The sequence below is a fragment of the Comamonadaceae bacterium OTU4NAUVB1 genome, assembly GCA_024372625.1.
Lineage (GTDB): Bacteria > Pseudomonadota > Gammaproteobacteria > Burkholderiales > Burkholderiaceae_C > Variovorax.
Genome location: CP099605.1, coordinates 2,405,577 through 2,417,476, shown reverse-complemented (window position 1 = coordinate 2,417,476; position 11,900 = coordinate 2,405,577). Strand labels below are relative to the sequence as shown.

Genomic DNA, 11,900 nt, shown 5'->3' with positions numbered 1-11,900 from the left:
CGCCTGGGACACCAAAACAAAATGAACAGAATCGGATTCATCGCATCGACCATCCTCGTAGCCCTCGTGCTGCTGAGTTCGATGCTCTTCGTGGTCGACCAACGCCAGTTCGGCGTGGTCTACCAGCTCGGCCAGATCAAGAACGTGATCACCGAGCCGGGTCTCAACTTCAAGCTGCCCCCGCCGATCCAGAACGTGTCTTACCTCGACAAACGGCTGCTCACGCTTTCCAGTCTCGAGGCCGAGCCGATGCTTACGGCCGAGAAGCAGCGCGTGGTTATCGACTGGTATGTGCGCTGGCGCATCACCAACCCTTCGGAGTACATCCGCAACGTCGGGCTCGACGAGAACGCCGGTGCCGTGCAGCTCAACCGCGTGGTCCGCAACGCCTTTCAGGAGAACGTCAACAAGCGCACCGTGCGCGATCTCATCTCCGTGCGTCGCGAGGCCCTGATGGCCGACGTGCAGCGCGAGGTGCTGGCCGTGGTGAAGGGTGCCAAGCCATGGGGTGTCGACATCATCGACGTGCGCATCACCCGAGTCGACTATGTCGAGGCCATCACCGAGTCCGTCTATCGACGCATGGAAGCCGAGCGCAAGCGCGTGGCCAACGAGTTGCGATCGACCGGTTTCGCCGAGGGCGAGAAGATCCGGGCCGATGCCGACCGACAGCGTGAAGTCACGGTGGCCAATGCCTACCGCGAAGCACAGAAGATCAAGGGCGAGGGCGATGCCCAGGCAGCCGCGGCCTACAGCGAGGCCTTCGGCCGCGATCCACAGTTCGCCCAGTTCTATCGCAGCCTGGACGCCTATCGCCAGAGTTTCAGCAAGAAGAGCGACGTGCTGGTCGTCGATCCCGCATCGTCCGAGTTCTTCCGCGCCTTCCGCGGCGCCGGTTCGCCACAGCGCTGAAACGGCCGTCGTGAACGCTGCCGCGTTCTGGAGCGCGCTCGGCTTCGTCCTGGTGATCGAGGGACTGCTGCCCCTGCTTTCGCCGGGCCGGTGGCGCCTGAACATCGCCCGGCTTGCCGAGCTGCGCGACGGACAGTTGCGCTTCATCGGGCTGGGCGCGGTCGCGGCCGGTCTTTTCGTCCTCTGGCTCGTCGGCTGAGTCGCAGCTCCGGTGTGTCGCACCGGCCGCCCCTTCGAGGTCGCGCCCGGTAGAATTCCGGTTTAACCACGTCCCGCCTGCCATGTCCGCCTGGGTCCTCCCGGATCACATTGCCGATGTGCTGCCTTCCGAGGCCCGCCACATCGAAGAACTTCGACGCGAACTGCTCGACACCGCCCGTGGCTATGGTTACGAGCTGGTGATGCCGCCGTTGATCGAGCACATCGAATCGCTGCTTTCGGGCACCGGCGAAGCGCTCGACCTGCAGACTTTCAAGCTCGTCGATCAGCTCTCCGGCCGCACGCTGGGTCTGCGCGCGGACACGACGCCACAGGTCGCCCGCATCGATGCCCACCTGCTCAATCGGCAGGGGGTGGCGCGGCTGTGCTACTGCGGCCCGGTCGTGCACACGCGCCCCGACGGCCCCCACGCCACGCGCGAGCCGCTGCAGTTCGGTGCGGAGATCTACGGCCACGCCGGACTCGAGGCCGACACCGAGATCCTGCTGCTCGCACTCGACTGCCTGCGCTCGGCCGGCCTTTCGAGCGACAGGGCGCCCCTGGTGGACCTGGCCGACGCGCGCATCGTGCGTTCCCTTTTCGCGGGCGTGCCGGTCGATGCCGATGCGCTCGCGCGCGTGCACGCCGCGCTGGCGGCCAAGGACGACAGCGAACTGCGTTCGCTCACCCGCGCCTTTCCCGCCGCCTCGCGCGATGGTCTGCAGGCACTGGTGAATCTCTACGGCGACGCCGGCGTGCTCGACGAGGCCGCGCGCGCCTTGCCCGACACGACCGCCGTGCGCGAAGCCCTGGCCGACCTGCGGCGGCTCGCCGTCCGGCTGCGGGACGTGCCGGACGTGCGCGCGAGCTTCGACCTGTCCGATCTGCGCGGCTACGCGTACTACAGCGGCATGCGCTTCGCCATCTATGTCGAGGGCGCCGCCGACGCGGTCGTGCGCGGCGGGCGCTACGACGAGGTCGGCGCAGTGTTCGGACGCAACCGGCCGGCCGTCGGCTTCAGCGTCGACCTGCGCGAACTCGTCGGCGTGCTGCCGGCGCGACCGCTGCGCGCGGTCGTGCGCGCGCCGTGGAGCGACGCTCCCGGTCTGCAGGCCGCCATCGCGGCGCTGCGTGACGGCGGTGAGACCGTGGTTTGCGCACTGCCGGGCCACGACAGCGAAATCGATGAATTCCACTGCGACCGGGAGCTCGTCGAGCGTGCCGGGCAGTGGCATGTCCAAGCCATCTGAATCCTGAAAAGCAAAACATCATGAGCGTTACCACCGGCAGAAACGTGGTCGTCGTCGGCACCCAATGGGGCGACGAGGGCAAAGGCAAACTCGTCGACTGGCTGACCGAGAGCGCGCAGGGCGTGGTCCGCTTCCAGGGCGGACACAACGCGGGCCACACGCTGGTCATCAACGGCGTGAAGACCGCGCTGCACCTGATCCCCAGCGGCATCATGCGACCGGGCGTCAAGTGCTACATCGGCAACGGCGTGGTGCTGTCGGCGGCCAAGCTGTTCGAAGAGATCGAAGGCCTGGAGAAGGCCGGCGTGGAGGTGCGATCTCGCCTGCGCATCAGCGAGGCCTGCCCGCTGATCCTGCCGTTCCACGCCGCCCTGGACATCGCGCGCGAAGCCTACCGGGAGAAGGGCGGCATCGAGAAGATCGGCACCACCGGGCGCGGCATCGGCCCGGCCTACGAGGACAAGATCGCGCGCCGTGCGCTGCGCGTGCAGGACCTGAAGCATCCCGAGCGCTTCGCGGCCAAGCTGCGCGTGCTGCTCGACCTGCACAACCACGTGCTGACGCAGGTGCTGAGTGCGCCGGCCATCGACTTCGACACCGTCTTCGAGGAAGCGATGCGCCATGCCGAACTGCTGCGTCCGATGATGGCCGACGTCTCGCGCGAACTCAACGACGCCCACCGCAACGGCGCCAACCTGCTGTTCGAAGGCGCACAGGGCACGCTGCTCGACGTCGACCACGGCACCTACCCCTACGTCACTTCCAGCAACTGCGTGGCCGGCAACGCGGCCGCCGGCTCCGGCGTCGGCCCGGGCATGCTGCACTACGTCCTGGGCATCACCAAGGCCTATTGCACGCGCGTGGGCGGCGGTCCGTTTCCGACCGAGCTGGACTGGGAGGCACCGGGCACGCCGGGCTACCACATGAGCACCGTGGGCGCCGAGAAGGGTGTGACCACTGGACGGAGCCGCCGTTGTGGCTGGTTCGACGCCGCGCTGCTCAAGCGCTCGGCGCAGGTCAACGGGCTCTCCGGCCTGTGCATCACCAAGCTCGACGTGCTCGATGGCATCGAGAAGCTCGAACTGTGCACCGGCTACGAGCTCGACGGCGAGACCACCGACATCCTGCCGATGGGTGCCGACGAGATCGAGCGCTGCACGCCCATCTACGAAACCCTGGAAGGCTGGACCGACAGCACCGTCGGGGTCACCCAGTACGACAGGCTTCCCGTCAACGCACGGCTGTACCTGCAGCGCATCGAGCAGGTCACCGGCGTGCCGATCCACATGGTCTCCACCAGCCCCGACCGAGACCACACCATCATGATGCGCCATCCCTATCTGGCCGACTGAGCAGGACCGAACCCATGTTGACCGAAGACGGCAAGCATCTCTACGTCAGCTATGACGAGTACCACAACCTGATCGAGAAACTGGCGATCAAGCTGCACCAGTCGGGCTGGGAGTTCGACACCATCCTGTGCCTGGCACGCGGCGGGCTGCGGCCGGGCGACGTGCTCTCGCGCATCTTCGAGAAGCCACTGGCGATCATGTCGACCAGTTCCTACCGCGCCGACGCCGGCACGGTGCAGGGCCATCTCGACATCGCCCGCTTCATCACCACGCCCAAGGGCGAACTGGCGGGCAAGGTGTTGCTGGTGGACGACCTGGCGGACTCGGGTCACACCCTGCACGCCGTGGTCGACCTGCTGCGTACCAACTACAAGCCCATCACCGAACTGCGCAGTGCCGTGCTCTGGACCAAGGCGCTGTCGACCTTCACGCCCGACTACTCGGTCGAATTCCTGGCGACCAACCCCTGGATCCACCAGCCGTTCGAGAGCTACGACAGCATGGGCGCCGAGAAGCTGCTGAAGAAGTGGTCGGTCTGACCGCCGCGTCCCGCATGCCACGTCCTCCGCCGTCCGAGCATCCCGACCAGCCCATCACCGGGCTGATCCACCACCCCTATCAGCCACCGGCGAACTTCGCCGCGCCGTTGCCGGGCATCCACAAGGCCTCGACGGTGTTCTTCGCCGACGTGGCGGCCATGCGCGCGCGCGATTGGAAGACCAAGGCCGGCTACACGTACGGACTGCACGGGACACCCACCACCTTCACGCTGGAAGCGCGCATCGCCGCACTCGAGGGCGCCAGTGAATGCCTGCTGGTGCCCAGCGGACTCGCGGCCATCGCGCTGGTGTCGTTCGCGCTGCTCAAGAGCGGCGACGAGGTGCTGATCCCCGACAACGCCTACGGTCCCAACAAGGCCTTGGCGACCGGCGAGTTGGCGAACTTCGGCATCACGCACCGCCTGTACGACGCGATGGATCCGGCCGATCTGGCGGCCAAGCTCGGCGAGCGCACCCGGCTCGTGTGGCTGGAGGCCGCGGGCTCGGTGACGATGGAGTTTCCCGACCTCATGGCGCTCGCGGGCCTGTGTCGCGCGCACGGCGCCGTCAGCGTGCTGGACAATACCTGGGGCGCGGGCCTGGCGTTCGATCCGTTCGACTTCGAGCGCAGCGGGCAGGGCGTCGACCTTTCGGTGCATGCGTTGACCAAGTACCCGAGCGGCGGTGGCGACGTGCTGATGGGCAGTGTCGCCACGCGCGACGCGCGCCTGCATCAGGCGCTCAAGCTCACGCACATGCGCATGGGCTGGGGCGTCGGCGTCGGAGACGTCGAGACGATCCTGCGCGCGCTGCCGAGCATCGCCCTGCGGTATGCGGCGCACGACCGCGCCGCGCGCGAGCTGGCGCGCTGGTTCGAGACGCGCGAGGAGATCGCGCAGGTGCTGCATCCGGCCCTCGACGGCTCGCCCGGACACGCGCACTGGGCACGCCTGTGCGGCGCGAGCGATCTCGCCGCCGGTCTCTTCTCGGTCGTCTTCGACGAGCGCTTCAGTTCCGACCAGGTCGATCGCTTCTGCGACGGCCTGCGGCTTTTCCGCCTTGGATATTCGTGGGGCGGGCCGATCAGTCTCGTGGTGCCCTACGACATCGGGCTGATGCGAGACCCCGCAGTGGCGCGGTGGCCGCACCGGGGCACGCTGGTGCGTTTCTCGATCGGATTGGAGGCCGTGGAAGACCTGCGGGCCGACTTGGCGCAGGCGCTGGACGCGCTCTGAGCGCTTTCGGTTATCGCTTACAGTCGAAGCACGCGCAGTCACCCGGACTGCCCTGCCTCAAGGAGAAGAAGTGGCAACACCCAATTACGGCTACGAGAAGCGCCAGAAAGAACTGGCCAAGAAGAAGAAGAAGGAAGAGAAGCTTCGCGACAAGGCCCAGCGCAAGCTCAGCCCGAGCAGCGAGGGTCTGGCGCCCGGCGATCCGGAGACCGACGTGGCTTCCCTGGAACGCGATCCACCCACCGTGCCCGAACTCCCGACCAAGAACGGCTGATCGCCTTTCTTCCGGTCCCAACCCGAAGCCGCCGCCTGCGCCTGCCGCAGGCGGCGGCTTTTTTGCGGACGGTGACGGACATCGGATCGAAAAGCGGGCGATCCGAGACAGCGGGCTACAGCAGCTTGCGCAGTTCCGGCCAGACGTTGTCGAGCATGCGGGGCTGCGCCGCGGCGACCGGATGGATGCGGTCGGCCTGGAACATCGTGGCCGCGTCCGGCCCATCGGCCACCCCGCGCAGCAGGAACGGCACCACCGCCGCCCTGGTCGCCTTCGACACGTCGAGGAACATGGCCTCGAAGCGTCGCAGGTAGTCGCCCCCGTAGTTGGGTGGCACCTGGATGCCCACGATGAGCACCTGCGCGCCAGCGGCCTGCGCGGCCTTCGTCATCTGCGTCAGGTTGTCGGCGGTGTTGGGGATCGGCAGGCCCCGCAAGGCATCGTTGGCACCGAGCTCGATCACCACGTGCGTCGGCCGGTGTTGCCGCAGCAAGGCCGGCAGGCGTGCGCGGCCGCCCGAACTGGTGTCGCCGCTGATGCTGGCGTTGACGACGCGGGCGTCGATCTGCTGCTGTCCGAGGCGCTGCTCCAGCAGCGTGACCCAGCCCTGGCCGCGCTGCAGGCCGTATTCGGCCGAGAGCGAGTCCCCGACCACCAGGATCACCGCCGGCTTGCGGGCCCCGGCACCGCGCGGTTGCGCATGGACCCAAGACCCCGCTGCGCCGGTCAGCGCACCGGCCAATATAAAGTCGCGTCGATTCACCACATCAAGCCTTTCCATGTCGCCAGCCCCCGTCGATGCAATTGTTGCTGTAGCAAAAGTTTTCAAGTCCGTCACGGACTCCACCGGCACGCTGGACATCCTGCGCGACGTCGACTTCTCGCTCGGGGCTCGTGAGACCGCCGCCATCGTCGGCGCATCGGGTTCGGGCAAGAGCACCCTGCTGTCGATCATCGCCGGGCTCGACACGCCCACGCGCGGCACCGTGTATCTGGACGGCGAGGACCTCTTCGCCATCGACGAGGACGAGCGTGCCGCGCTGCGTGCGCGCAAGGTCGGCTTCGTGTTCCAGAGCTTCCAGCTGCTCGCCAACCTGAGCGCGCTGGAGAACGTGATGCTGCCGCTCGAACTCGCCGACCGCCGTGACGCGCGCCGCATCGCCGCCGAGATGCTCGGTCGCGTCGGTCTCGGCCAGCGGCTCGGCCACTACCCCAAGGTCCTCTCGGGCGGCGAGCAACAGCGTGTGGCGCTGGCACGTGCCTTCGTGGTTCAACCGCAACTGCTGCTGGCCGACGAACCCACCGGCAGCCTCGATTTCGCCACCGGCGAGCAGGTGATGGAACTGATGTTCGACCTCAATCGCGAGCTTGGCACGACCTTGGTGCTGGTCACGCACGACCGCACCATTGCGGCGCGCTGCGACCGACGCATCACCATCGATGCCGGCCGTGTCGCATCGGACGAGCGCCGGACCTGACGCCGGTGAGGCGGGGCGAGGTTGGCGAGGCCGGGGGCGGGTCCGCCCGGCGCCATTGACGGCACGGCAGGGATAATCCGGGGATGTCCTCTCCCCCCAAAGTGATCTTCGGCTTTCATGCCGTGGGTGTCCGCCTCAAGACCGCACCGGCCTCGGTGCTCGAGGTGCTGTTCGATGCCAGCCGCCGCGACGCGCGCATGAAGCAGTTCATCGCGCGCGCCCAGGAAGCGGGCGTGCGGCTGGTCGAGGCCGACGGCCTGCGACTGTCCAAGCTCAGCGGCAGCCATGGCCACCAGGGCGTGGCCGCGCGCGTCGAACCCATTGCCCAGACCCATTCGCTGGACGAACTGCTCGAAGGGCTCGAAGCGGCCCGCACCGCCCCGCTGCTGCTGGTGCTCGACGGCGTGACCGATCCGCACAACCTCGGCGCGTGCCTGCGCGTGGCCGACGGCGCCGGCGCGCACGCCGTGATCGCACCCAAGGACCACGCGGCCGGCATCAATGCCACGGTCGCCAAGGTGGCGAGCGGCGCCGCCGAGACGGTGCCGTACTTCATGGTGACCAACCTGGCCCGCACGCTCGGCGAGCTCAAGGAACGCGACATCTGGTGCGTCGGCACCAGCGACGACGCGCCCGGCACGCTCTACCAGAGCGACCTGAATCGCCCGCTGGCCTTGGTGCTGGGCGCCGAGGGCGCAGGGATGCGCCAGCTCACGCGCAAGAGCTGCGATGCGCTGGTGAGCATTCCGATGCAGGGCGCCGTGGAGAGCCTCAACGTGTCGGTGGCCAGTGGGGTGTGCCTCTACGAAGCGATGCGCCAGCGCGGCCTGGGCGCCTACTAGGGGCGAAATGCTCGCCGCCCGGCTTCAGGCGTCCAGCCAGGGCGATCCGGCGGCGGCGGTGGCCGCGACCATGTCGGCCTCGCTGGCCCCCAGGGCCCCGGCCAGCGCCAGCCGCACGAGGTCGGGCCGATTGTTCTGCTCGCTCAGGTGGGCGCCCACCACGTGGCGCAGACCCGGGTGGTGCACCGCGCGCGCGATGTCCGCCGCCGCCGCGTTCGACAGGTGGCCGTAGTTGCCGCCCACGCGCAACTTGAGGAACGGTGGATAGGCCGACGACGCCAGCAGGTCGACGTCGTGGTTGCACTCGAGCACCAGCGCGTCGAGCCCGACCAGTTGCGCCATCACGTGCGGCGTCGCGTGGCCGAGGTCGGTGAGCACCCCCAGGGTGCGAGCGCCATCGCTGCAGCGCAGCTGCAGGGGTTCGCGCGCGTCGTGCGGCACCGTGAACGGCAGCACGTCGAGGTCGCCGACCCGGATGTGCTCGCCGTCGCGCGCCAGGTTCAGTCGGTCTTCGTAGTCGTGGCCGCCGGTGGCCAGCCAGGTGCCTTCGCTCATCCACACCGGGATGCGTTCGCGCTTGGCCAGCTGCTGCACGCAGCCGATGTGGTCGCCGTGCTCGTGGGTGATGAAGATGGCGTCGATGTCGCCCGCGGAGAGACCGGCGCCCGCCAGGCGCTTGTCGAGCTGCCGGATGCCGAAACCACAGTCGATCAGCAACAGCGAGCGGCGCCCCTCGCTGGTGGCCTCGACCAGCGTGGCGTTGCCCGTGCTGCCGCTGCCCAGACTGCGAAAGCGCAGCATCAGGCGGCGTTCCGGACGGTCGAGCCGTTCGCGGTCCTGCGCGCGTCGGACGGGAACATGGAACGTCCCGGGCGTGCTACTTGAGGTCGTCGGCGATGACCTGGACGATGCGCTGCGCATCGGCCGAGGTGTCGGGCACGCCGGCTTCGTTCTGTACCGACACCGTGCTGCCGTCGCCCTGGCTCTTCACCACGATGCGGAACTTCAGCGGCGACTCGTTGGGCTTGGAACGGCCGAAGCTGAAGAGCTTGCTCAGCAGCCCCGGTTCCTTGCGGTCCGTGGTCGGCGTCACGTAGCGGACGAAGTAGGTGCCGGCGCTGCGATCGCGGTCCTCGACGGTGAAGCCGGTGCGGTCGAGCGCGAGGCCGACACGGCGCCAGGCACGGTCGAAGGTGTCGGCGATCTGCACGACCGGCTGGCCGGCGACCGTGGTCGCGCGGGGCGTCTGGACCGGCGTGCCGGTGGCGATCAGCGCCTTGGACTGCTCCTGGGACACGCCGAGCTTGACCATCAGGCGGCGCAGGAACTCGGCTTCGAGCTCGGGGTCGCTCGGGCGCGGCTGCCAGACGGTCTGGTCCTTCTGGGTGGACGTGTAGACCTCCACCATGCCACGGTGGCTGACGTAGATCTCGGTGCCGTTGGGCGTGCGTTCCAGGCGGGTGCGGAAGCGGTCGAGCTCGCCGGTCGAATAGACGGAGTCGATGAGCTTGCCCAGCGTGCCGCGAATGATGTCCTGGGGCAGCTTGGCGCGGTTCTCGGCCCAGTCGGTCTCCAGGATGCCCAGGTTGCGCTGGTCGGTGGTCAGCAGGAAGCCGTTCTCCTGCCAGAAATCGCGCACCGGCTCCCAGAGCTGGTCGGGGGAGCGGCCCACCACCAGCCAGCGCTGGTTGCCCGCGCGCTCGATGCGCACGTCGCCGACCGAGGAAACCGCCGCGGGCAGTCCCGGGGCGCTGGTGGCGCTGGTCTGGAAACCGCTGGCCGTCACGGCACCGCCGGGAACGGCGTAACGGTTGTCGCGGGAGAGCTGGGTGAGGTCGGGCGGGACTTCGAGCGTGGGCGCCTTGCCGGCACTCTTGTAGTCGATCTTGTCGCCCTGCATGACGGAGCAGGCGGCCAGGCTGGCCACGAGGGCGATCAGCGCGAAGCGCGAAGTGGTGTTCAACGTTGTCTTCCTTGGGGAAACGGTTTCGGTCGGGCGGTGCCCGGGATGGTCCGGCGGTGTGAGTCGGCGCGACGGCAAAAGTTTTGCCGGGCCGTCCGCGGAACGCATCGAAGGGTCGCGTCAGTCCTTGAGCAGGCCGCAGGCGCGCAATGCGGCTTCGACGGTCGGGCGATGGCCCTCGCCGAGTTCGACGAGCGGCAGGCGCAGTGCGGGGCCGCACAGGCCCAGGCGCGCCATGGCCCACTTGAGGGGGACCGGATTGGGTTCGACGAACAGGTGACGGTGCAGCGGCATCAGTTCGAACTGGATGCGCATCGCCGTGGCGATGTCGCCGGCGAGCGCCGCCACGCACAGCTCGTGCATCCTGCGCGGCGCGAGGTTGGCCGTCACACTGATGTTGCCCTTGCCGCCGCACAGCATGAGCGCGACCGCGGTCGGGTCGTCGCCCGAGTACACGGCGAAGCGCGCGGGCAGGTCGCGGATGAGCCACTGGGCGCGCTCGATGTTGCCGGTGGCTTCCTTGATGCCGATGATGCCGGGCACCTCGGCCAGGCGGAGCACGGTGTCGTGTGCCATGTCCGCCACGGTGCGGCCGGGCACGTTGTAGAGCACCATCGGCAGGTCGCCCACGGCCTCGGCGATGGCCTGGAAATGCCGGTACTGGCCTTCCTGCGTCGGGCGGTTGTAATAGGGCACGACCTGCAGCTGCGAGTCGGCGCCCACCCCCTTGGCGAACCGGGCCAGCTCGATGGCCTCCCGGGTCGAATTGGCGCCGCAGCCCGCCATGATCGGCACGCGCCCCCGGGCCTGCTCGACGGACACGCGGATGATCTCGCAGTGCTCCTCGACATCGACCGTAGGCGACTCACCGGTGGTGCCGACCACGCCGAGGCAATCGGTGCCTTCGTCGATGTGCCAGTCGATCAGCCTTCGCAGGGCGGGATAGTCGACGCTGCCGTCGTCGTGCATCGGCGTGGCGAGCGCGACGATGCTGCCTGTCAATTGCTCCAAGGGTGGATCTCTCTGTCGGGTGGACGAAAAGCGGGCATTCTACCGAGCGCCCGTCCGGGGCATCGGCGCCGAGACTGCGTCACTGGAAAGGGTTTGCAACAAGTGGCGCGGCGGACCGGTGGCGATGCCGGAGGCGTCCTCGGCCTTCGGACGGAGCGCCGCGACGCGCTGCACGAAGCGCGCCGGCGCCTCCAGGAATCCGTTCTCGTAGGCCACCACGTGCAGGTCGTCGCACACCGTCAGCAGTTCACCCGGACGCAGCAGGAAGTCGGCGCGCGCCGGACGTCCGACCGTCTCGTTGCCGGCCGCGAAGGTTTCGCAGATCAGCACGCCGCCGGGCGCGAGCGCGGCCACGATCGTGGGGAACAAGGGGCGCCAGAGGTAGTTGGTCACGACCACGGCGTCGAAGGTCCGGGCCGCGAACGGCCAGGGTTCGTCCTCCAGGTCGGCCTTGACGATCTCGGCACCTGCGCGTGCGAGCGGCGCGAGGGCGCGCAGCGCCTCGGCCGATCGGTCCACCCCCGTCACGCGGTGCCCGCGCGCATGGAACCAGCCCAGGTGGCGGCCACCGCCGCAGGCGACGTCGAGCACGGTGCCGCCGGGCGCGACCAGGCGGCTCCAGCGCACCACCCAGGGCGAGGGCGGCGAGGCGTCCGATGCGGCGCGCGACGGCGACGTCGGCCCCGTGGTCAAAAGCACGCCCACAGCTGGTCGATCATCGTGACCATGAAGGCCGGGCGCGTGTAGAGCAGGAAAACGCCCGCCAGCGCGCAGGTCCCCGCGGCCCAGGCGGCGGCGCGGTACAGCGAACGGGAACGGGTGCGGGAATGGCGCGGCATGATGGGA

Annotated in this window: 15 protein-coding genes; 9 read left to right on the top strand and 6 right to left on the bottom strand. The window is 68.7% G+C overall.

Going from position 1 to position 11,900, the window contains the following annotated elements; all coding sequences use genetic code 11:
- Window positions 1–21 precede the first annotated feature (21 nt).
- From NF681_14795 to NF681_14765, 7 genes are all read left to right on the top strand, one after another.
- Window positions 22–912 (top strand): protease modulator HflC, encoded by an 891-nt coding sequence (locus NF681_14795; protein ID UST53567.1) that lies wholly within the window; start codon window positions 22–24, stop codon window positions 910–912.
- A 10-nt stretch (window positions 913–922) separates the two neighbouring features.
- Window positions 923–1,111, top strand: a complete 189-nt coding sequence (locus tag NF681_14790) for a DUF2065 domain-containing protein (protein ID UST53566.1) — start codon at window positions 923–925, stop codon at window positions 1,109–1,111.
- Between the two features lie 82 nt (window positions 1,112–1,193).
- Window positions 1,194–2,360, top strand: coding sequence for an ATP phosphoribosyltransferase regulatory subunit (locus NF681_14785; protein UST53565.1), 1,167 nt, complete (start codon window positions 1,194–1,196; stop codon window positions 2,358–2,360).
- Window positions 2,361–2,380: 20 nt separating this feature from the next.
- Window positions 2,381–3,712 carry an adenylosuccinate synthase gene (locus tag NF681_14780; protein ID UST53564.1) on the top strand — a complete coding sequence of 444 codons (1,332 nt, stop codon included), beginning with the start codon at window positions 2,381–2,383 and terminating at the stop codon, window positions 3,710–3,712.
- A 14-nt stretch (window positions 3,713–3,726) separates the two neighbouring features.
- On the top strand, window positions 3,727–4,251 hold the full coding sequence (locus NF681_14775) for a phosphoribosyltransferase (protein UST53563.1): 525 nt from the start codon (window positions 3,727–3,729) through the stop codon (window positions 4,249–4,251).
- Window positions 4,252–4,265: 14 nt separating this feature from the next.
- Window positions 4,266–5,486 (top strand): PLP-dependent transferase, encoded by a 1,221-nt coding sequence (locus NF681_14770; GenBank protein UST53562.1) that lies wholly within the window; start codon window positions 4,266–4,268, stop codon window positions 5,484–5,486.
- 70 nt (window positions 5,487–5,556) lie between these two features.
- Entirely contained in the window at window positions 5,557–5,760 is a 204-nt protein-coding gene (locus NF681_14765; protein UST53561.1) for a hypothetical protein, read from the top strand.
- Between the two features lie 115 nt (window positions 5,761–5,875).
- Here the strand turns inward: NF681_14765 and NF681_14760 are convergent, their stop codons facing one another.
- Window positions 5,876–6,541 carry an arylesterase gene (locus tag NF681_14760; GenBank protein UST53560.1) on the bottom strand — a complete coding sequence of 222 codons (666 nt, stop codon included), beginning with the start codon at window positions 6,539–6,541 and terminating at the stop codon, window positions 5,876–5,878.
- Here NF681_14760 and NF681_14755 point away from each other — a divergent pair.
- Both NF681_14755 and rlmB read left to right on the top strand, forming a co-directional pair.
- A complete protein-coding gene (locus NF681_14755; GenBank protein ID UST53559.1) occupies window positions 6,540–7,238 on the top strand; it encodes an ABC transporter ATP-binding protein in 699 nt (232 codons plus the stop codon). The two genes, NF681_14760 and NF681_14755, sit on opposite strands and share 2 nt — an antisense overlap.
- 83 nt (window positions 7,239–7,321) lie before the next feature.
- Complete coding sequence (gene rlmB, locus NF681_14750) at window positions 7,322–8,080, top strand: 23S rRNA (guanosine(2251)-2'-O)-methyltransferase RlmB (GenBank protein ID UST53558.1); 759 nt, start codon at window positions 7,322–7,324, stop codon at window positions 8,078–8,080.
- Window positions 8,081–8,104: 24 nt separating this feature from the next.
- Here the strand turns inward: rlmB and NF681_14745 are convergent, their stop codons facing one another.
- The 5 genes from NF681_14745 to NF681_14725 all read right to left on the bottom strand — a co-directional run bounded on the left by NF681_14745 (window position 8,105) and on the right by NF681_14725 (window position 11,893).
- On the bottom strand, window positions 8,105–8,881 hold the full coding sequence (locus NF681_14745; protein ID UST53557.1) for an MBL fold metallo-hydrolase: 777 nt from the start codon (window positions 8,879–8,881) through the stop codon (window positions 8,105–8,107).
- A gap of 76 nt (window positions 8,882–8,957) precedes the next feature.
- Window positions 8,958–10,043 (bottom strand): outer membrane protein assembly factor BamC, encoded by a 1,086-nt coding sequence (bamC, locus tag NF681_14740; protein UST53556.1) that lies wholly within the window; start codon window positions 10,041–10,043, stop codon window positions 8,958–8,960.
- Between the two features lie 120 nt (window positions 10,044–10,163).
- Entirely contained in the window at window positions 10,164–11,012 is an 849-nt protein-coding gene (gene dapA / locus NF681_14735; protein ID UST55792.1) for a 4-hydroxy-tetrahydrodipicolinate synthase, read from the bottom strand.
- An 81-nt stretch (window positions 11,013–11,093) separates the two neighbouring features.
- A complete protein-coding gene (locus NF681_14730) occupies window positions 11,094–11,753 on the bottom strand; it encodes a class I SAM-dependent methyltransferase (GenBank protein ID UST53555.1) in 660 nt (219 codons plus the stop codon).
- Entirely contained in the window at window positions 11,744–11,893 is a 150-nt protein-coding gene (locus NF681_14725; GenBank protein ID UST53554.1) for a hypothetical protein, read from the bottom strand. The genes NF681_14730 and NF681_14725 overlap by 10 nt, the downstream gene beginning before the upstream one ends.
- Window positions 11,894–11,900: the final 7 nt, after the last annotated feature.